18 protein-coding genes are annotated in these 21167 nt (G+C 59.3%); 7 read left to right on the forward strand and 11 right to left on the reverse strand.

Annotation, left to right across the window (positions count from 1 at the left end; genetic code table 11):
* Nucleotides 1-159: 159 nt before the first annotated feature.
* The 9 genes from ACFVTJ_RS18900 to ACFVTJ_RS18940 form a co-directional block, all read right to left on the reverse strand.
* On the reverse strand, nt 160-1578 hold the full coding sequence (locus ACFVTJ_RS18900; protein WP_386910007.1) for an aldehyde dehydrogenase family protein: 1419 nt from the start codon (nt 1576-1578) through the stop codon (nt 160-162).
* Nucleotides 1579-1853: 275 nt separating this feature from the next.
* Nucleotides 1854-2270 (reverse strand): organic hydroperoxide resistance protein, encoded by a 417-nt coding sequence (locus ACFVTJ_RS18905; RefSeq protein WP_386910009.1) that lies wholly within the window; start codon nt 2268-2270, stop codon nt 1854-1856.
* Between the two features lie 140 nt (nt 2271-2410).
* Nucleotides 2411-3727: a sensor histidine kinase gene (locus tag ACFVTJ_RS18910; protein WP_386910010.1), complete on the reverse strand. Its 1317-nt coding sequence runs from the start codon at nt 3725-3727 to the stop codon at nt 2411-2413.
* On the reverse strand, nt 3724-4464 hold the full coding sequence (locus ACFVTJ_RS18915; RefSeq protein WP_386910012.1) for a response regulator: 741 nt from the start codon (nt 4462-4464) through the stop codon (nt 3724-3726). The genes ACFVTJ_RS18910 and ACFVTJ_RS18915 overlap by 4 nt, the downstream gene beginning before the upstream one ends.
* 95 nt (nt 4465-4559) lie before the next feature.
* Nucleotides 4560-5606, reverse strand: a complete 1047-nt coding sequence (locus ACFVTJ_RS18920; protein ID WP_386910014.1) for an alpha/beta fold hydrolase — start codon at nt 5604-5606, stop codon at nt 4560-4562.
* A 201-nt stretch (nt 5607-5807) separates the two neighbouring features.
* Nucleotides 5808-6566 carry an alpha/beta hydrolase gene (locus ACFVTJ_RS18925; protein ID WP_386910016.1) on the reverse strand — a complete coding sequence of 253 codons (759 nt, stop codon included), beginning with the start codon at nt 6564-6566 and terminating at the stop codon, nt 5808-5810.
* Nucleotides 6567-6611: 45 nt separating this feature from the next.
* Nucleotides 6612-8387, reverse strand: a complete 1776-nt coding sequence (locus ACFVTJ_RS18930; RefSeq protein WP_386910018.1) for a cytochrome c biogenesis protein DipZ — start codon at nt 8385-8387, stop codon at nt 6612-6614.
* Nucleotides 8388-8538: 151 nt separating this feature from the next.
* The gene (locus ACFVTJ_RS18935) at nt 8539-9048 is read right to left on the reverse strand and encodes a cytochrome P460 family protein (RefSeq protein WP_386910019.1); all 510 of its coding nucleotides are present in this window, start codon (nt 9046-9048) and stop codon (nt 8539-8541) included.
* Between the two features lie 161 nt (nt 9049-9209).
* A complete protein-coding gene (locus ACFVTJ_RS18940; RefSeq protein WP_386910021.1) occupies nt 9210-9425 on the reverse strand; it encodes a hypothetical protein in 216 nt (71 codons plus the stop codon).
* A gap of 116 nt (nt 9426-9541) precedes the next feature.
* Here ACFVTJ_RS18940 and ACFVTJ_RS18945 point away from each other — a divergent pair, with 116 nt between their 5' ends.
* The gene (locus ACFVTJ_RS18945) at nt 9542-10630 is read left to right on the forward strand and encodes a hypothetical protein (protein WP_386910023.1); all 1089 of its coding nucleotides are present in this window, start codon (nt 9542-9544) and stop codon (nt 10628-10630) included.
* A 174-nt stretch (nt 10631-10804) separates the two neighbouring features.
* Here the strand turns inward: ACFVTJ_RS18945 and ACFVTJ_RS18950 are convergent, their stop codons facing one another.
* Nucleotides 10805-12937 (reverse strand): sensor histidine kinase, encoded by a 2133-nt coding sequence (locus ACFVTJ_RS18950; RefSeq protein ID WP_386910025.1) that lies wholly within the window; start codon nt 12935-12937, stop codon nt 10805-10807.
* On the reverse strand, nt 12934-13680 hold the full coding sequence (locus ACFVTJ_RS18955) for a response regulator transcription factor (RefSeq protein WP_386910026.1): 747 nt from the start codon (nt 13678-13680) through the stop codon (nt 12934-12936). Before ACFVTJ_RS18955 ends, ACFVTJ_RS18950 begins: the two co-directional genes overlap by 4 nt.
* 217 nt (nt 13681-13897) lie before the next feature.
* Here ACFVTJ_RS18955 and ACFVTJ_RS18960 point away from each other — a divergent pair, with 217 nt between their 5' ends.
* The 6 genes from ACFVTJ_RS18960 (at nt 13898) to msuE (ending at nt 21167) form a co-directional block, all read left to right on the forward strand.
* Nucleotides 13898-14926 (forward strand): ABC transporter substrate-binding protein, encoded by a 1029-nt coding sequence (locus ACFVTJ_RS18960; RefSeq protein ID WP_386910028.1) that lies wholly within the window; start codon nt 13898-13900, stop codon nt 14924-14926.
* A 99-nt stretch (nt 14927-15025) separates the two neighbouring features.
* Nucleotides 15026-16051 carry an ABC transporter substrate-binding protein gene (locus ACFVTJ_RS18965; protein WP_386910030.1) on the forward strand — a complete coding sequence of 342 codons (1026 nt, stop codon included), beginning with the start codon at nt 15026-15028 and terminating at the stop codon, nt 16049-16051.
* A 78-nt stretch (nt 16052-16129) separates the two neighbouring features.
* Entirely contained in the window at nt 16130-18361 is a 2232-nt protein-coding gene (locus ACFVTJ_RS18970; RefSeq protein ID WP_386910032.1) for an ABC transporter permease, read from the forward strand.
* Nucleotides 18358-19419, forward strand: coding sequence for an ABC transporter ATP-binding protein (locus ACFVTJ_RS18975; RefSeq protein WP_386910034.1), 1062 nt, complete (start codon nt 18358-18360; stop codon nt 19417-19419). The genes ACFVTJ_RS18970 and ACFVTJ_RS18975 overlap by 4 nt, the downstream gene beginning before the upstream one ends.
* A 27-nt stretch (nt 19420-19446) precedes the next feature.
* The gene (locus ACFVTJ_RS18980; RefSeq protein ID WP_386910036.1) at nt 19447-20256 is read left to right on the forward strand and encodes an inositol monophosphatase family protein; all 810 of its coding nucleotides are present in this window, start codon (nt 19447-19449) and stop codon (nt 20254-20256) included.
* Between the two features lie 320 nt (nt 20257-20576).
* Entirely contained in the window at nt 20577-21167 is a 591-nt protein-coding gene (gene msuE / locus ACFVTJ_RS18985) for an FMN reductase (RefSeq protein ID WP_386910037.1), read from the forward strand.

The raw sequence follows: 21167 nt of genomic DNA on the forward strand, positions 1-21167 counted from the left end.
TGGGTTTCGCGCCCATTTCGGGCCGGAACTGGTATGTGTTGATCGTATCCCGGCTGTTTCCTTTGGCCCGCTTTTGCGTCACCCAACGTTGCATTTCGCCCAGCTGACACCTGCGGATACAAAGCCCTCGGACGTTGGCGACGCGCTGGACCTTTGGGCTTATGGCGTCAGAACGGCGCGCGGTTCGAGCATGCCGTCGAGGCCGAAGGTGCCGATTTCCCTGCCGATACCGGATTGTTTGAAGCCTCCGAAGGGCGCGCGGGGATCATGGGGAGCGCTGTTGATCACGACACGACCAACCAACAGCCTTGCGGCTATTCGCTCGGCATGCCGGAGGTCGGATCCCAGCACATAGGCCTGCAGTCCATAATCGCTGTCATTGGCGATCTCGACGGCCTCATCTTCATCGTCATAGGCGAGAAGGCATAGGACAGGACCGAAGATTTCTTCACGCGCGATGCGCATGTCGTTCCTTACATCGGCAAAGATTGTCGGGCGGGCGAACCATCCTTTTTCAAATCCAGCCGGTCGCCCCGCTCCGCCTGTCAGAAGCGTGGCGCCTTCTTCGATACCAAGCCGGATATAGGCCTGAATCCTCTCCCACTGGGCAAGGCTGGCGAGTGGCCCGATCTGAACCTCCGGATCACGGCCGTCCCCGACCTTTAATTTTTCAGTCTGCGTCCTCAGTCGCTCGGAAATCTCGCTGAGTCGGGAGCGTGGTGCGAGGATGCGGGTGCCCGCGACGCAGGCCTGGCCGCTGTTTGCAAAGCCTGACATTAGGGCGACAGGGATTGCCTTGTCGAGATCGGCATCCGGCAGAATGATAGTGGGCGCTTTACCTCCTAGTTCCAGTATCACTCTCTTCATGCCGTCGATTGCAGCACGCTGAATGATTTTCGCTGCCTGGGTCGAACCCGTAAAGCTGATGGTTGCCACGTCGGGATGTTGCGTCAGTGCCGCGCCGACCACCGGACCCGTGCCGTTGACGACGTTGAGGATCCCTGCCGGCAGCCCGGCCTGATGCAGTCTTCTGACGAGGATATCCGTCTGGCACGCGCTCTGCTCGGCTGGCTTGATGACAAGGGTCGAACCGGATCCGATCGCATGTGCAAGCTTCGTGGCGATGAATCCGAAATTGCTGTTCCACGGGGTTATCGCTGCCATAACGCCGCGCGGCAGCATATTGACCATGCTTTTGCCTGCAACCCGGTCGAAGTCATACTTTGCCACGGTTTCAGCCATCACATCGAAAATCGACGCGGTGTTCTGAACTGAGAAGGCCGTAAAATAGGCCGGTGCTCCGTATTCCTCGGTCATGGCTTGGGCGAGGGGGTCCGGTTGCGCTGAAATTGCGTCGCGCAAGCTCCGCAGCATATCGATGCGCTCTGCCTTGCTGGATGAAGCCATTGCGGGAAACGCCTGTTTTGCGGCGGCCACCGCAGCATTGACGTCATCAGCGTTGCCAAGCCGCACATCGCCGATTTTCTGTTCCGTCGCCGGATTGAAAAGTTCCAGACGTTCGTTGCCGTCAGGCATTACAAATTTACCGTCGACATAGATGTGTTCAATCGATCGCATGGATCTGACCTCAATCAAGATTGGAAAGGAGATTTGGTGAAGCCGGTCACCGCCGGGGCACGTCTCGTATGCTCCGCTTGGGGTGAGAACGGGCAAAGGCGGAAACGGCTATGGCAGGCCCGAGCCGTTTCCGTGCGCTCTACATTGCTGAAACGACGCTTAGAAACCCTGCAAGCGGCGAGGCTTCATTGGATGTTGCGTCATAGATGCACGGCGCCGCAAATATCGCCGCGAACACGACGGCGATGACGAACGCACGGGCGGAAACAACAGGCTTAAGCGAGCTTGAGCGAAACATCGATATTGCCTCTGGTTGCCTTCGAATATGGGCAGATTTGGTGAGCATCCTCGATGATGGCCTGCGCGGCGGCGCGGTCGATGCCGGGCAGACTGATCGACAGACGAGCCTGCAGGAAGAACTCACCGCCCGTCGTGCCGAGATCGACTTCCGCATCGACGGCGGTATCGGCCGGAAGCCGGAGCTGGTGTCTTGCCGCCGCCTTTGTCATGGCGCCGATAAAACATGCCGACCAGCCGGCGGCAAAAAGCTGCTCGGGATTCGTGCCCGGCTTGCCGCTGCCCGGAGGCGAGAGCTTGATGCCGAGCGCACCGTCCTCGCTTTGCGCCGATCCGTCACGGCCACCGGTCGTGTGGGTCTTGCCGGTATAAAGAACAGTCTCGATCTTGGTCATGGGAGGCTCCTTTTCATTATGCCGCTGCTGCGGCGTCTTCTGATAGGAGCGTTGTGACGGATCAGCGTATCCGGCATGTTTCTGGAAATTGCGAAACTGTATCGAAACGTAGCGGCCGACAGTATCACCGGCTGCCTTCCTCAGGGAAAGGTCACTTCGGCCGCGAGCCCGCCACCCTGCCTGTTATAGAGGCGCACCGAGCCGCCGATCGTTCCGGCGAGCTGTTGCGCAATCGCAAGTCCGAGACCTGTTCCGCCGGTATCGCGATTCCTCGACGTTTCAATTCGGAAGAAGGGTTGCATGGCATTTTGCAGCATCTGGTCAGGAATACCCGGTCCGCGATCCAGCACGGTTATGACCACGCGGCCGTCAGCGCGCCGGTCCACCGTGATTTCGGCGCCACCGGCAAATTTGAGGGCGTTATCTATGAAGTTCGTCAATATTCTGCGCAATGCATGCGGCTTGGTCGACGCCGTGCCGCGAACGATGCCGGAGACCGTGACGGCCTTTCCGGTATCCTGATAGTCGTATGCGATGCTGTCGAGGAAGGAAGCCAGGTCGATACGCGATGCTTTCTCGCCATTGCCGTGAGCGCTGCGCGCATAAGCGATTCCGTCCTGCACCAGACGTTCGATTTCACGCAGGTCACTGACCAGTTTTTCCTTTTCCGGCGTTTCGTCGGCCATATCGGCCCGCAATCGCATGCGGGTAATGGGTGTCTGCAGGTCGTGCGAGATCGCCGCCAGAATCTGGACGCGTTCTTCGAGATATTGCGCGACGCGATCACGCATGGCGTTGAAAGCGCGGGCGGCATGGGCAACTTCGCTTGGGCCGTTCTCGCTCATCGGCAAACCCTTCTCGGCCGGATCGAGCGCTTCCGCTGCCGCAGCAAGCGCGCTGAGGGGCCGGGTCGTTTGCCGCACCGCAAGCCAGGTGAGCTGCAGGAGAACCACCATTTGCGCAGCGAAGACATAAGGCAGCCATTCCGCCAAAGGCATCACGCCGCGTGGGGTAACATCGATCGTCAACGGCGAACCGTCAGATAACGTCAGATGTGCCTGAAGCCTCTTGCCGTCACCGGGAATGGACTCGACCCTGACGGGAAACCTGTGTCCCACCGCTTCCTCGATCCTCTGAGCGATTTCCGCGCCGCGTCCGGACAAGTCGGAAACGCCGGGAAGGCCGGGCCCAAGGACGATTTGATAGTTGCTGCGGCTGAGACGATTGACCCAGTCGGCCCGCTCACCCGCAGGCAGGCGGTCGACGATGGCAATCGATACCGCAAGGTCTTGCTCCAGCGTGCCGAGCATGACCGCCTTGGCCGACATGTATCGTTCGGCAAAAAGGATGCTGAATGACAGGCCATAGGCAACGGCGAGGCCGGCGAACAGGATGAGAAAGAGTCTCGCTCGCAACGAGCGTGGCCACCAGCCGACAAGCAGGTGCCGACCGTTCATGTCCTTGGCTCCGAAATCTCCACCGGTACCGAAAAGACATAACCCTCCGCTCGCACCGTCTTGATGTAGGTTGGTTCCCGCGCATCATCCCCCAGCCGCTGGCGCACGCGGCTCACGAGAAGATCGATCGACCGGTCGAAGATCTCGGCATCGCGTCCTTGGGTGAGATTCAAGAGCTGGTCGCGGTTGAGGACGCGCTGGGGATGATCGATGAAGACCCTGAGAAGCCGGTATTCAGCGCCGCTCAGGGCCACTGTGGTGCCCTCCCTGTCGAGCAGGTGGCGGCCCATCGTGTCGAGACGCCAATCACCAAAGGTCAGGAGCTGTCCCGCCTCGCTGATCTGCAGATTGGGAGGCAGCATTCGGGTGCGGCGCAGGATGGCCTTGATGCGTGCGAGAAGCTCCCGGGCCGCAAAGGGTTTCGACAGATAGTCGTCGGCGCCCATTTCGAGCCCGATGATCCGATCCATCTCGTCATCGCGTGCGGTCAGCATCAGCACCGGCGTGGCCTTGTGCTTGCTGGCCCGCAACTCTCGGCAGAGAACCAGCCCGTCATCGCCGGGCATCATCACGTCGAGCACGATCAGATCGACGGCGTTACCATCGAGAAAACTTCTCATCTGTCGTCCGTCGGCCGCAACTGTAGTGCGCAAGCCGTTCTTCTTCAGGTAGCTGGAGACCAGTTCCCGGATTTCCCTGTCGTCGTCGACAACAAGAATGTGATCGATATGTTCCATTGGGTGCCTTCGTCGTCCGGACAATTCGAGTGGCCCGCTACCGCGTCATCCTCTGTCACAGGAAGTAAGACAACGGTTCGCGGGCTTCGGCAAGCCTAAAGCTTTGCGAGGTCAAGAACCGCCTTGGCAAATGCCTCCGGCGCCTCCTGCGCAAGGTTATGACCGATGCCGCCGCTGATATTGCGGTGCTGGTACTTGCCAGAAAACTTCGACGCATAGGCGGAAGGGTCCGGATGCGGCGCGCCATTGGCGTCACCTTCCAGCGTTATCGTCGGAACGGTGATGACCGGAAATTTTGCAAGCTGGCGCTCGTAATCGTCATATTTGGCTTCGCCTTCGGCCAGTGCCAGCCTCCAGCGGTAATTATGGATAGTGATCGCCACATGGTCGGGGTTGTCGAATGCGGGAGCGGAACGATCAAAGGTCTCGTCGCTGAATTTCCAGGTCGGAGATGCCGTCTGCCAGATCAGGCGAACGAAGTCGCGGGTGTTTGCGGCATAGCCCGCACGGCCGCGTTCAGTCGCGAAATAGAACTGGTACCACCACGAGAGTTCCGCCTTGGGCGGAAGCGGCTTCCTGTTAATCTCCTGACTGCCGATAAGGTAACCGCTCACCGACACGAGGCCCGTGCAACGCTCTGGCCAGAGTGCCGCCATGATGTCGGCAGTGCGTGCGCCCCAGTCATATCCAGCCACTATGGCCTGTTTGACGCCGAGCGCGTCCAGAAAGGCGATCATGTCGACCGCAAGTGCTGCCTGCTGCCCGTTACGGGCGGTTTCGTCCGAGAGAAAACGGGTCGTGCCATATCCGCGCAGATAGGGGATGAGTACCCGATATCCTGCCGAAGCAAGGATAGGTGCGACATCAACATAGCTGTAGATGTCATAAGGCCATCCGTGCAACAGCAGCACGACTGGGCCGTCTGCGGGGCCGGCTTCTGCGTAACCGACGCTGAGTACACCCGCTTCAACCTGCTTAAGGGCGCCAAAGGAGTTCGCTCCGTCGCGTCCGGTTGACGGCTGAGGCGCAGGCGGTTCGCCCTTGGCATGAGCAAGGCCTGTGGCCCCGAATTCGATGGCGGCAACCGTCATTGCAGCAATGCCGAAGAAGCGGCGGCGTTGGAAATTGATCTCGGAAGTCATTTGATATCTCTCCTGTCCGTGTTGGATGCCGGACAGGTAACGGGGTCCGTGTATCCTCGATGTGTCCCAAGGAAGGCGAATGTGAATGGTTTTGTAGCAGGGCGCATTCCGGATACAGACTGATACATTTGGCTCGCCCTTCCAACGCAAACAGCCGCCCCGGTGTCTGGGGCGACTGCATTTGATCTTACGGAGGTGCGCTTACTTTGAGGATTGCCGGGCGGCCTGTTCGATGACATCCGCGACCTTTTCGGGCTGGGAGGCGAAGACCGCGTGGCTCGCCGCAATCTGGGTCACCGTACTGCCGGCGCGCTTTGCCATGTCGCGCTCGAGATCAGGGTTGATCGACCTGTCCTGCGTTGCGACGATCGACCAGCTCTTCTTTGTTTTCCAAGCTGGTTCGTCGACCTTGGCGGCAAAGGCGCCCTTGGCAGCGAAGACCTGGCTTTTTGACATAAAAGCCGCTTCCTCACGAGGCAGGTCGGCTGCGAAATCCTGCGCAAAGGCGGCCGGATCGAGATAAAGGAATGCGCCATCACTCGTCTGCTTGATGCCGTTGCCAGCCGGTGGTTTCGATCCGGCGAGGTCGAGAAGGCTCTCGCCCTTCTCCGGCTGGAAGGCGGCGACATAAACGAGACCTGCCACGTCCGCTCGGTTACCGGCTTCTGAAATCACTATTCTGCTGTAGCTGTGCCCGACCAGCAGGCTTGGGCCTTGTTGAAGATCGAGGACGCGGTTTGTTGCCGCGACGTCATCGGCAAGGGAGGTAATGGGCTCCTGCACGATCGTGACGTTGAAGCCTCGGCTTTCGAGGATGTCCGTCGCCTTGCGCCAGCCCGAGCCATCGGCGAGCGCGCCATGAACTATGACGATATTCTTCACCTCTGCTGCCTGTGCGGCAAAAGCGATCAGGGCGGTTGCGACGGCGATTGCAAATTTTGGCATAAGACGGTGGTGCATCATGTTTCTCCTTTGGTGTTCCTGTGGGTGGAAAGAAAATCGGGGTCAGCCGAAGGTGAAGGCATAGGCCTGCACGCCGGGATCCAGAAAGCGAATGGCGAAAGTTCTGGCTTCAACGGTGCCGGACTGGCGGACGAGCTGGTAAAGGCGGGTTGACGTGACGACGCCATTGCCATCGGCATCCGTATCGTCTCCATGGTCCGCACCCGGCGGGTGGCCGTCGATGCTCACCTGGAAACGGACCGGTTTTCCGGCACGATCAGACCCAAGCACCAGATGCAGGTCACGGGCGCTGAAACGGTAGACTATGCCGCCATCTGCCACATCAAGGGAAGCCGCTTCCGCGCCAACGGTCCATTTTCCGGAAAGTCCCCATTCATTCAGGGCCGGTGCCGCGACGGAGTAATCGCGGGGCGTGTCTGCACGCATCGCCTCGTTTGACGCAAAGCTCTGTGCCTGCCGGTAACCAATATAGGTTTCACCCGAGAGCATGTGCCTGATATCCGCGCCGGCTTCAGCACCGTTTGCCTCGGGGCTCACGGTGTCGCTGGCGGGAGCGCTGCTGCCGGCCTCGCGCAGCAGATCCTGGATCGCCTCCTCGGTCTCCCGGTAGTTGCCCTCGCCGAAATGGTGGTAGCGGATCTGACCCATGGCATCGATTAGGTAATGTGCCGGCCAATAGCTGTTATCGAAGGCGCGCCAGATTTTGTAATCATTGTCGATTGCCACCGGATAGTCGATCTTGAAGCCGGCGACGGCCTGCCTGACATTGTCGATTTTCTTTTCGAAGGCGAATTCGGGCGCGTGGACGCCGATGACGACGAGGCCCTGATCCCTGTATTTCTCCGCCCAGGCACGCACATAAGGAATAGTGCGGATGCAATTGATGCAGGAATAGGTCCAAAAGTCGATGAGCACGACCTTGCCGCGTAGTTGTTCACGCGTGAGCGGAGGTGAATTCAGCCATTCGACGGCGCCATCGAGGGATGGGGCCCGGCCTTCAACCGGTAGTTCCGACCTGAACGGCGCAGCGCTGGCGCCTGTGGCCGGGGCGTCGGCTTTGCCCGCCTTCGCGATCTTCTGCTCAGGGGCTTTGGCGGTATGTAGCCGATCGAGGACCTGCTGTTCGAAGGATGCTGTGCTCGCGTAGGAAAGCTGCGACAGGAAGCCCGTATCGAGCCCGAGCGCGATGACGGCGACCCCGGCAAGAACCGCCGTACCAAGCCCTTGCCGGATCCGCTCGCTGAAACCGAGGGACCGCTTCATGGCCGCAAATACCCGGCCTCCGACGACCATGGCGACGGCAAGCGAGGTCGCAGCACCCGCGGCATAAGCGGCAAGCAGCAGGTAGGTCCCAAGATTGGCGCCCTTCAGGGCCGCACCGGTTAGCACCAATCCAAGGATCGGTCCGGCGCAGGGCGCCCATAAGAGGCCGGTGGCGATGCCGAGCATCAGGGAACCCAGGATAGTCGGCACAGCTCCCGGCTTCCCGGCGGCATTGGCAAGGCGGTCGCCGAGTTTGACGACCGGGCGGCTGATGACGCTGGCAGCACGCGTCGAGATCAGCCCTAAGCCGAAGACGGCGAGCAGCGCGAGAGCGGCAAGCCGGCCATATTCGTTGGCGTTGATGGCCCAGCTGCCGCCCACTGCGGCGAGCGTCGCGATCGCGGAAAAGGTTGCCGCCATGCCGACGAGGAGGGGGAGTTTACTGCGTACGAACGGTTGCCCCGCCCGCGCAAAAACGAAGGGCAGAATGGGTAGGATACAGGGGCTGAGAATTGTCAGCACCCCTCCGAGATAGGCAATGACCAGCAGCGTCATCATCTTTTCCTTTCAGATGGGAGTTCGGGCCGCGGGGGGTAAAGGCGCCCGGTAACGAAGCCACTCTCCCGGCCTCGCGTATCCCTGATATGTCGGGATTTCCCTGGATTGTATTCGAGTGTAAAAGTTGGCCGCGGGGCTTCGTCATTCGTCAGGGCGCATAGCGCGTGAACACAAAATCGTGGTCCTTGACGTTGCCCACGTGGCAGGAGAGACAAGTCTCGTGCTGCGCGACATCGACCGGTTTGCCGTTGACGAACCGCCCGAAACCCCAGCCATGGCTGTCGGGATATTTTTTGGAGTTCTTGACCATCACCTGCACGGTGGTCGCTGCGCCAGGCACCGTGGCCGGGGGAAATTCCGTCGATTGCTGCCGCTTGTAAGCAAGCTTCACCAATATCGAGCCATCGGGAAAGGGCAGGGTTCCACTCTTATAGGCATCGAGGGCGATATCGTTTGCAAGAACCGCACGAAGCTCGTCGAGTGGCGGCGCTTCCTGGGCGGGTGCGATGAACCGCCAGTCACGATATCCTTCGGGAAGCGTGACGCCATAGATGGGAGAGGCGTTTTCCGGCCGCGTGTCCGCGTAGCTCGAATAAGCGGCCCCAAAGCCTGCTCCCGCAACGGAGAGAGCGACGGCGAAAAAAATCTGGGTTTTCATGACAAATCCTGCCTGATCCGAAAATGACCAGGCATTGATCTGCGCCGCAGGTATCCGGCATATGTCGTGAAACCCGCATTTATGTATCAGATCGTATCACGGCCCGTTGCCGCTCCGCTTCGGGCGGGCCACATCGTCTTCAGTTGCCGGCGAGGGCACGCTCAGGTCATGTCCTTGGGGGCTTCCATCGCGGCCTGATCGCCTTCTGGATCTCGTCCCCGATGACCTTCCTGGCGGCGGTATTTCCCTATAGCCATCCCGCTGTTCGATATTTTTGCAGTATCTTTCTCCTGCAATGAACAATCGTGAAACTTTTTCGAGCGCGACGAGTTTGGTGAGGGAGCAATCAGCTCGCATTTCTCGCTGCCAATAATCATCCGCTACGCGGAGGATGATCGTCCTTTCGGAGGAGATACCACATGAATTCTATTATCTATCTAGTCGGTCTAGTCGTTGTCGTCCTGTTCATTCTCTCATTGCTGGGGCTACGTTGATGGTTGATCCAATAGGTATCGAAACAAATCCTAACCGCAGCTATGTCGATTGGCCTGCTATTTTCGCCGGTGCTGTTATCTCCTCTGGCGCCATGGCGATCCTCACCGCATTCGCGGGTGGTCTGGGACTCAGTTCCATTTCGGCCGACAATGGTGGTGAAGTCAGCACCGTGTGGCTGATCCTCACCGCTCTTTTTGTCATTCTCTCGATGGTTGGCTCCTACATGCTTGGCGGTTACATTGCCGGCCGCATGCGTCGCCCTGCCGGTGCTGCCGACAGGAACGAACTCACCGTCCGTGACGGCGTCAATGGTTTGGTTGTCTGGGGTCTCGGAACGGTTGTGTCCGCATTCCTTGCGCTCGGCGTCTTGTCCGGTGGCGCGAAAGCTGTAGGAAGCGTGGCGCAGACCGCTGTCGAAGCAACGGGTTCCGCCGTTGGCGGAGTAGTTCAGGGTGCCGGTCAGTTGGCAGGCGGCATTATCTCAGGTGCTGGCAGCGCTGCTGGCGGTCTCGCGCAAGGTGCGGGTCAAGTGGCAGCTCCCAGCGTCGAGCAGATGCTTCCGCAAGGCTTGAAGACCAATCCCGTCGATTATTTCACCGATACGCTTCTGAGAACCGACACTCCGACGACTTCCGTGCCGGGTGACCAAACTGCCGGTGACTTTTCGCGACAGGTCAGCGGTATTCTCGGTAATCTGCTTGCAACCGGCCAGATTTCCGATGCGGATAAAACCTGGCTCAGCAATCAGATCGCTGCCCGTACGAATATCAGCCAGACCGATGCCCAGGCACGGGTAAACGAAACGGTTGAACGCGTACAGGCCGTCAGAACCGAAGCTCAGAAGAAGGTGGATGAAGCGCAAAAGCAGGTCGAGGCTGTGAAGGCAGAAGCGCAGAAAGCGCTTGAAGACGCCAAGAACAAAGCTGCCGATGCCGCTGAAAAAGCGCGTATTGCCGGCATTCTTACCGCGTTTCTCCTAGCTGCCTCCGCACTCGTCTCAGCTGCTGCCGCCTATATCGGTGCAGTGCATGGCGGACGCGATAGAGATGAGGGCCGCATCTGGGGTGGACTTTCCTACCGCAAATAACCAGTGAAAGTGATAAGAGCGGGCCTCCACGACACCGGGGGCCCGCTCAAGCAAGACGCTCAAGCTTATCTTATTGGCCGCTGCAACCGCTATCGTCGCGATGGTGGTTTTTTGTTTCCGGGGCTGCATCAAGCAATAAAGACGTAAGCGTACCTGCAATGACAGCACTCTGTCTTATCGCGCGCTATCAGGCCCATGGTCCTGCTTGCCGAAGGTCGGGAATATTAGCGATACGCGTGCACCACAGCCGGGCTGGGACGTGATTTTGGCGTCACCTCCGCTTTGACGCATGAAACCGTAGACCATGGCAAGGCCAAGGCCAGTGCCGCCCTGTTGGGAGCGTGTGGTAAAGTAGGGTTCGAAAGCGCGGTCCACTGCATCCTGATCCATGCCGTGTCCGTTGTCCTCCACCGAAATCTCAACCGCATTGTCCGACTTCTGCGCCGCGATAATGATGATGCCCCCGCCCGGCATGGCAGCGGCGGAGTTGAGGCAGAGGTTGAGAATGGATTGTTCGAACAGGGCGGCGTCCAGCGCCAGCACTGGTAGATCATCCTGAAGGTGGAGGTTGATCTGGTTGCGCGTACCGACCGCAATTTCGAGGACATCCACCATTCCCTTCAGCAGCGAGGCGACATCCACATAAGCAGGATGGATCGGCTGCTGACTGCCGATCGAGAGCATGCTGCTGGCAAGCTGGCGGCCGCGATCGGCGGCTTTGCGGATGCGATTGATATTGCGCTGCTGGCGCTCGTTGAAGCCTGTTTCGCGCTCCAGAAGCCCGAGGCTTCCGGTAATGATGCCGATCATGTTGCCGACTTCGTGGCTGAGCTGATGGGTCATGCGCATGATGCCGTCGAGCCGCTGCGCCTTTGCAGCCTCTGCCTCCTGACGGTCGAGGGCGGTGACGTCACGGGCCAGAAGGACGATGCCACCGTCCGGTTGCCGGGAGACGGCAATCTCCGTGACCTGCTGATCCTGTGTGCGGTGGCGCACGGTGATCCGGCTGCCAAGGCCGCCGGGATCGTAGGAAGAGGGCAAGAGGGCCGGATCGATCTCCGGTATCGTTTCGACAAAGGCGCGCAATGGCAGTTTCCTGGAATAACCGCCGCGCTTTCCGACAAGCTCGATGATGCGCCTGTTCATCGTGATAGGTTGTCCGGTGGCGTCAAACAGCGCGATGCCCTCGTTCATTGTCCGGAAGGTGGAGCGGATAGTTCGGGCCGCGGCTTCCGCCGTACGGCGAAGGCGGGAAACGCGGTCGACGCTGTCCTTGAAGGCGTGAAATGCGTCCGATAGGCGGATGAGTTCGGTTTCCGAGCCTCGATAGGTGGGCAGGCTGACATTCTGCTCGCCATTGGCGAGGGAATTCATACCGCCTGAAAGTGCCGTTATGCCGTTCGATACCCGCATGACGGAGCGGATCGAGAGGGTCGAGAGAATAACGACGACGATAAAGGCGATCGCGACCATGGCAATCAGCCGGGTGAGAGCCGCCGAGGCGGACGCGAGACCTTCCGTCAATCTATGCGCAACGGCTTCGCTTTGCGTTTCAGTTGCATGGGAAAGGTTGCGAGAGACGACGTGGAGTTTCGATACGGAGGACTGTATTGCAAACATCTCCAGAAGATATTGCGTCTGGGCGTCGAACACACGTTTGTAGGGCGCAAGCCCTCCGGCTCCTGCATCATCCATCGCGGCCGGCTCATTCATGAAGTAGCCGGTTTCCGCTGTGAAACGACGCTGCAATTCACCCAGCTGGAACAGGCTGGCGGAATTGGCCGCAGCCTGCACGATGGCGTTCAGGCGCTGGCGAAGGTCCCCTTCGGTGACGGCCTGCCCCGTTGCGATTTCGCCGAGTGCGGCTGCCGCCTCTGCCTTATGCTGCTGGGCCGCATCCGCATCCGCCGCAAGCGACAGGGTCTGTTGGCGAATGGCCTGGAGCAGTTCGACAATATCGTCGTTTGGAATGGCGTTCTGGGTTTCCGTCTTCTTGTATTGGGCGATGGTCTCGAGAAGGCTGTCCACCTGCGCAACGACGGCGCGGCTTTCACTCGATACGCGGTAAGGGGATGTCGCGTTCATCAGAAGTGGCGCGCTGGAAACGAGATCGGCCACCTGCCGCGAAACGAGTGAGGCGCGCGCAAGGCTGGAGAATGCCTGCAGGCTGTAGGTCGCCATTTCAGTTTTCGCCTTCTGCAAGCCGTAGATTGCGACAGCCGACAGAATGAAGACCGAGGAGCATATGAAGACGATGGCAAAGGGCAGGCGAAACGCGATCGACTGGAGAAAGAGCTTGTTGATCACAATTGCGGCTCGGCACTGTCTGTGTGGAGGACGTAGCCCTTGCCTCTGCGCGTCTGAATATGTTGCGGCAAATCCGGGTTGCGCTCTATTTTCCGGCGCAGGCGAAGAACCAGAACATCGACGTTGCGATCAATGAATCGATCGCTTTCCGCGCCGAGGCGATCAAGAATATGAGATCGGCTGACCGGCCTGTTTGGTGTTTCCGCCAGAATTTCCAGAAGAGCGAATTCGGCGGTCGTCAGCGTCCTGCTGCGGTCTGCAAGGCAGACGGCGCGGCGCCCCGAAAGATCGACCGCCCAGTCTCCAAGTCTCAGTGAATTGATTTCGTTTTCGCGCTCCGGCTCTTTTTCGACCTTGAGAGACGGCGCGATACGGCGCAGAACGGCCTTGATCCGTGCCGTGAGTTCAATTGGCTCGAAAGGTTTGACGACATAGTCATCGGCAGCGGTTTCCAGACCCAGCACGCGCTCGGTTGCGCTGCCTGCCGCCGTCACCATGACAATGCCAACATTCAGTCCCAGCTCGGTGCGGATGCGCTGGGCGAAGGTTCTGCCGGAAATTCCGGGCAAGTTGTGATCCAGAAGCACGAGATGGATCTGTTCGCGTCCCAGCGTCGCTGCGGCATCTTCTGCCGAGTGCACGACAAGCGGAGACCAGCCTTCGGCCTCCACAAGATCGGCAATCAGTTCCGCCATATCAGGATCGTCTTCGACGATCAGTATCCCGATCCTCTGTTTTTGCACGATGAAGTCCTCCCATCGACAATCATATGCAAGACCACTGGAATATTCAAAAGATCGATGATGACCGATCCCGTTACATTTGTAATATTCGTAACCAATTTCTCCTGTCTGCGTCTTTTGTTGAAAAATCGGTAACCATTCAACGGATTGCGCAAATTGCGGGTTCTGGCATGCTTGTCCCTAAGAATGGAACGGGGAGGTTCCAGGGGAGGATAAGGTGAAAGCATCGCTTGCGGCATTCAGCGCCGGTTTAGCCCTGTGGGTTCTAGGCACTGCCGGGGCGCAGGCCGACGGACGGCTGAACATCCTCTGCGCGGCGGATGATGCCTGGTGCGCCACGATGCAGCGCGCTTATGAGACAAAAACCGGTGTGCAGACCGTCATGGTGCGCAAGAGTACAGGTGAAATTCTCGAACAGGTCCGGAAAGAAAAAGACGCACCGACGGTCGATGTCTGGTGGGCCGGTACGGGCGACACCCATCTCCAGGCCGCATCCGAAGGGCTGCTGGAAGCCTATGCGTCAAAGAATGAAACCGAGGTTCTTCCCTGGGCGCAGAATTTCTTCACCATGTCGGGCGGCCAATCGGCTGGCATTTATGCAGGCGCGCTCGGTTTTGCCTATAATAGCGACCTTCTGCAGCAACACGGGCTTCCGGTTCCCAGTTGCTGGAAAGACCTGATCAGCGAGACCTATCGCGGTAAGATCCTGACCGGCAATCCGAACTCGTCCGGCACCGCCTTTACCATGCTCGCGACCCTCGTCCAGCTTTTCGGGGAGGAGGAGGCGTTCAGCTATATGAAGGCGCTCGATCAGAACGTGGCCGAATATACCAAGGCGGGCTCCGCGCCGGTCAAGGCGGCGGCGAGGGGAGAGGCAGTGATCGGCATCTCGTTCATGCATGACGCCGTCACGCAGAAAGAGGCCGGTGCGCCCCTTGTCATCGTCGCTCCCTGCGAGGGAACCGGTTATGAGATTGGTGCGGTCAGCATCGTCAGGGGAACGAAGAACCGCGAAGAAGCCCGGCGGTTCGTGGACTTTGCGCTGAGCCCCGAGGGGCAGGCGACGGGGGCTGCTGCGGGGCAGAACCAGGTGCCGTCAAACGCGAAGGCGGCATTGCCGGCGGGCGCGCCGGATCTCTCGCTGATCAAGATGGTCGATTACGACTTTGCGACCTTCGGCACAAGGGAAGAACGGGGACGGCTTTTGCGCCGGTTCGATACGGACATACATCCCCCCAGCCAATAACCAGACGACCTAAAGCGGACAAGGACGACAGCCACCGGCATGTCGAACGGCGAAGCCGTGTCCGCAGACTTTATTCAGACGCAAACAATGGAGGAAATCATGCGACTGACGATCATATCCAGCCTGCTTCTGGCGGGCACCACGCTGTTGAGCGTGCCGGCCCATGCCGCCGGTGACCTCAATCTCATCTGTGCCGCTGATGTGGTGATCTGCGAGCAGATGAAGGGTGATTTCGAAAAGAGCCATGACATCAAGGTGAACATGGTGCGCATGTCCTCGGGCGAGGCCTACGCCAAGATCCGCGCCGAGGCCCGCAACCCGAAGACCGACTTGTGGTGGGCCGGCACCGGCGATCCGCATCTTCAGGCGGCGTCTGAAAACCTGACGCTGGAATATAAATCGAAGATGCTCGACCAGTTGCAGGACTGGGCGAAAAACCAGGCCGAAAGCGCGGGTTACAAGACGGTCGGCGTTTATGCCGGTGCGCTCGGCTGGGGATACAATACGGATCTTTTCAAGAAGAAGGGCTACAAGGAGCCGAAGTGCTGGGCTGATCTGCTTGCGCCCGAATTGAAGGGTGAAATTCAGATCGCAAACCCGAATTCCTCGGGTACGGCATACACCGCGCTTGCCTCGCTGGTGCAGATCATGGGCGAGGATCAGGCCTTTGATTACCTGAAGAAGCTCAACGGCAATATTTCGCAATATACCAAGTCGGGCTCGGCGCCGGTCAAGGCGGCGGCCCGTGGCGAAACGGCCGTTGGCATCGTCTTCATGCATGACGCCGTGGCGCAGACTGCGGAAGGCTTTCCGGTGAAGTCCATCGCGCCTTGTGAAGGCACAGGCTATGAAATCGGCTCCATGTCCATCGTCAAGGGTGCGCGCAATCTAGAAAATGCCAAGACCTGGTATGACTGGGCGCTGCAGCCTGACGTTCAGTCGCGCATGAAGGATGCGAAGTCGTTCCAGCTGCCGTCCAACAAGACGGCTGAAATCCCCAAGGAAGCGCCGCGCTTCGAGGATATCAAGCTGATCAACTACGACTTCAAGACCTATGGCGATCCTGCAAAGCGCAAGGCCTTGCTGGAGCGCTGGGACAAGGATGTCGGCGCCACCGCCAACTGATAGTCCATGTCGGCTGCCTTCGTTTCTCGAAGACGAGGGCAGCCTCTTTCCGACACACTCAATTTTGTGAGGTTGACCATGACCCATGGCAATCGCAGGCTGGACATTGTTCTGGCCTTGGGCCTTGCTGCCCTGGTGCTGGTCCCGTGGTACCGCATCGAAAGCGGCTTTTTCGGCCTTGGCTGGCTATCGGATTTTCCGACATCGTCGCAGGTCGCGCCCGGTATTCTCCAGATGATAGCCGAAGGCCGCACCTGGCTGTTCGGCGTCCTGTTTTTCTTTCTGGCAGGGGCTTTTGCACGCACGCTGTCTAATCCTCCCCTGCGCGGCAGGCTTCTTGTGGCCGCAGGCGCTTTCGGGCTTGCCTTCCTCGTGCTTCAGGGACTGGCTATCGGCTTTAGCGGTTGGACCTGGCAGGCCAGTGAAAGCCTTTTCGGGGCCATGGCCGACGGACAGCCCTCGATGGGCGCCGGTGCCGTGACGATGGCGTTCGTATTCGTGCTCTTCATTTCTTTCGGTCTCGCCGAACGGGGATTCATGAAGGGGGACGTTTTTGTTGTCTCCTCTATTTCGCTCCTCGTCTTTCTTGTCTGCGTTTTTGTCTTTTACCCCATTGGCAGCATGATGGTCGGGGCCGTTCAGGATTTTGACGGTTCGTTCAATCCCGATGGATTTATCCGCAATATGCGCGATCCCGGCATCTGGAGCCTCGATTGTGTTATCGGTGCCGGCCGTTGCGGTGTCGCATGGCGCACACTCTTCCTCGCCATCATGACGGCGGCAGGCTCGACAATCCTCGGACTGGCCTTCGCGCTGGTCGCCACCCGCACGCGTTTTCCGTTCAAGAAAGGCCTGCGGCTCCTGACGATCTTGCCGATCATCACGCCACCCTTCGTCATCGGCCTTGCCCTGACGCTACTTTTCGGCCGCGCAGGCGTCGTCACCGAATTCATGTCGAGCGTCTTCGGCATCGAGCCGGGCCGCTGGCTTTATGGTCTGACGGGCATCTGGATCGCGCAGGTCCTGTCGTTCACGCCGATCTCGTTTCTTGTTCTGATCGGTGTCGTTGAAGGCGTCAGCCCGTCGATGGAAGAGGCCTCGCAGACGTTGCGCGCCGACCGCTGGCGCACTTTCTGGCGCGTGTCGCTTCCGCTGATGAAGCCGGGCCTTGCCAATGCGTTTCTGATCGGCTTCATCGAAAGCATGGCTGATTTCGGCAATCCATTGGTCTTGGGCGGCAGCCACGGCGTTCTCTCGACAGAAATCTTCTTCGCCGTCGTCGGCTCGCAAAATGACCCCTCACGCGCTGCCGTCCTCGCCATCGTGCTGCTCTGCTTTACGCTGTCAGCTTTCATTGCCCAGCGCTTCTGGCTGGCCGGCAAGAATTTCGCCACCGTTACCGGCAAGGGTGACAGCGGTGCGCATGCCGCTCTCCCGAAATCCATGTCGATTGCGGTACACGCGCTCGTCGTTCCCTGGATGCTTTTCACGATTGTCGTGTATGGCATGATCCTCGTCGGCGGTTTCGTGAAGACCTGGGGCCTGGATAACACGCTGACGATCGAACATTACGTCCGCGCTTTCTCCGTCAGCATCAACAATGGTTCGATCGCCTGGACGGGCGTTGCCTGGAATTCGTTCTGGACGACGATGGAGATCGCCCTGATTTCCGCGCCGCTTACCGCAGCGGTCGGGCTGCTGACGGCCTATATCATCGTCCGGCAGAAATTTGCCGGCCGGAACCTGTTCGAATTCGCCCTGATGATGAGCTTTGCCATTCCCGGCACGGTCATCGGCGTCAGCTACATCATGGCCTTCAACCTGCCGCCACTCGAAATGACGGGATCGGCACTGATCCTCATTGCCTGCTTCGTCTTCCGCAACATGCCGGTTGGCGTTCGCGGCGGCATCGCGGCCATGAGCCAGCTGGACAAGAGCCTCGACGAGGCTTCGCTCACTCTTCGGGCAAACAGCTTCCGCACCATTCGCCTGGTGGTGCTGCCGCTCCTGCGTCCGGCCATCAGGGCGGCGCTGGTCTATTCCTTCGTCAGGGCCATCACCTCCATCAGCGCGGTGATCTTCCTTGTCAGCGCCCAATACAACATGGCGACGTCCTATATCGTCGGCCTCGTTGAAAACGGCGAATACGGTGTCGCAATCGCCTATTCCTCGATGCTGATCGTCGTCATGATCACTGTCATTGCGGGCTTCCAGCTCATCGTCGGGGAAAGACGTCTGCGGCGGGAAAATCGCGTCGCGGGCCTCAATGAAGCCAAATCCGTTTCTCACCCTCAGGAGAAAATCGCATGATCACCGTCAAACCGGGCTCCGTCGTCTTCGAAAATGTCCGCAAGACCTTCGGCGCATTCACCGCCATTCCAGACCTTTCATTGACCATCGAGCCGGGCACGCTCGTGACACTTCTTGGACCCTCCGGCTGCGGCAAGACGACGACGCTTCGCATGCTCGCCGGCCTTGAACATCCCAATTCCGGTCGCATTCTCATCGGCGGCAAGGATGTCACCATGCTTCCCGCCAATGAACGGGATGTCTCGATGGTCTTCCAGTCCTATGCGTTGTTTCCGCATATGAGCGCGCTGGATAACGTCGCCTACGGCCTGCAATCATCGGGCCTGAAAAAAGCCGAGGCGCGGGAGAAGGCGGAAGAGGGGCTTAAGCTCGTCGGCCTTGCGGGCATGGGCCACCGCCTGCCGGCGGAACTCTCCGGCGGACAGCAGCAACGCGTTGCGGTCGCCCGCGCCCTCGTGCTGGAACCGCAGGTGCTGCTTCTCGATGAACCCTTGTCGAACCTCGATGCACGCCTGCGTCGGCGCGTGCGTACCGATATCCGCGAGCTTCAGCAAAGGATCGGTTTTACCGCCGTTTATGTCACGCATGATCAAGACGAGGCGCTCGCGGTGTCGGATCGCATCATCGTGATGAAGGAGGGAGAGATCGCCCAGTCCGGCGCGCCCCGCGAACTCTACGAGGCGCCCGCATCCTCCTTCATCGCGGATTTCATGGGAGAGGCTAATGTGGTGCCCTGTGAAGTCGTGTCCCAGACGGACGAGGAGTCCCTCGTGCGGGTTGGCAACATGGAACATCGGGTTCGAAGCCGCGGTCCGCGCTCCGGCAGCGCCAAACTTGCCGTACGTCCCGGCGCCATCACAATCGGCGCTGCGGGCGGCAGCGGCATGCCGGGTCGCGTGCTGCACACGGCCTATCTTGGCGGCCACATCGAATATGAAGTCGAGACCGAAGTCGGCACGCTCTTCATAGTCGACCATGAAATGAACCACACGCAGCGAGAAACGAGCGATGTCACACTCAATTTCAAAAACCGTGGCATAGCCCTCATCGACGCTTGAAGACTCACTGACTCAAGGAAAATGGAAATGACAGGACAGAATGACGGCCTCGATCAACGCTTCGCGCTGGCAAAAACGCTGGCGGAAGAGGCCGGGGTGATGGCGCTCGATTATTTCAACAAACGCGACAGCCTCGTGATCGAGACAAAGCGCGATCTGCAGGACGTTGTCTCCATTGCAGACCGCAACGTCGAAACCCTGCTGCGCGAGCGCGTGGCCGCAGCCTTCCCGGATGATGGGTTCCTGGGAGAGGAGCACGGTTATAACGACGGCACTTCCGGCTACACCTGGGTTGTCGACCCGATCGACGGCACCGCCCCCTTTGTCAATGGCATGCCAAGCTGGTGCGTCTCCATAGCCGTCATCCGCGATGGCGCGCCGGTCATCGGCGTCATCAAGGTCCCGTGTTCGCAGGAAATCTACGCTGCCGCAGAGGGCCATGGTGCGAGCCTGAATGGCACTCGCCTGCAACTCGATCCATCAAGGAACCTGCAGAACGCGCTGACGGGCATAGGCAGCAACAACTATGTCACGCCGCAGCGCGTCGGTCACATCATCAGCGATGTGCTGGCCCGCGGCGGCAACTTCATCCGCAACGGCTCGGGAGCCTTGATGCTGGCCTATGTCGCGGCAGGACGCCTTGTCGGATATTACGAGCCCCATATGCGCGCCTGGGACTGCATGGCCGGCTTCTGCCTCGTTAACGAGGCCGGCGGCCGTTCCATGCCGTTTTCGCTGGAAGGCGAAAAGCTGTTCGAAGGACAGCCCGTCCTCGCCAGCAACATCTCCTGTTACGAAGAGCTTGCAGCCATTCACCAGGTTGCTCTGGCCATGTGAAGGAGGGCGGTTCGCCTCCGTCCTAATGCCAACGAACATCAGCGGTCACCGATTGGCCGCTGATCGCCCGCTGCCAAACGAATAATCACTCTTCAAAAAAGCTCTGCTCGTGAGAGCGTCTTGGCTGTCGCCGTCGCTAAAACTCCAGCTCCCGTTATCCCAAACAGGACAGCACTTCTCCGAACCCTCCTGCCCAGGCCATTACGCCAACGAGCTAATGTACAACATTGATTTCCTCAAACCGCCCTCAATTTGGAATTTGCGTCTTTGATTATCTATTAAAACTATAGAAATTAAGGGCAGCAAGAGCGAGGCGGGCCATGAACGTACTTGGAATAAGCGGCAGCGTTAAACAACCGTCACGGACGGCGAGCATTGTTTCGACCGTTTTAGCCGCGATCGAGAGAAGAGCCAGCGTCAGCGCCGATACGATCGATCTGGCCGTGGCGGCGCCGGTCCTGTTCAGGGCGCTTCGTGCGGATCAACTGGATGAGGCTGGCCGCAGGATTATTGACGCCGTGGAAGGTGCCGATGTGCTTGTGGTCGGTTCGCCTGTCTATCGCGCATCCTACACAGGCGCTTTGAAGCATCTCTTTGATCTCGTCGATTTCCGTGCACTTCAGGGCAAGCGCGTGGTCCTTGCGGCAACGGGTGGTACGCCGATGCATGGTCTCATGTTGGAGCATCAGTTCCGGCCGCTGTTTGGCTTTTTTGGCGCCGTTACCGTGCCAACGACGGTCTATGCCGTTGAAGCAGATTTCACGGACTACAGGCTTTCGAACGCAGCCGTCGAAGCACGTATTGAGCGTGCCGTTGCCGAGCTGTTCGAGCTTTTGCCGACCGCTGCTGTCGCCGCCAGCAATCATCATCCGGCCCCACGCGTCGTTTTGCGCGACGCGGTCGTCAACTGA

Source organism: Agrobacterium sp. NPDC058088 (assembly GCF_042885035.1).
In the GTDB taxonomy this organism is placed as follows: Bacteria; Pseudomonadota; Alphaproteobacteria; order Rhizobiales; family Rhizobiaceae; genus Agrobacterium.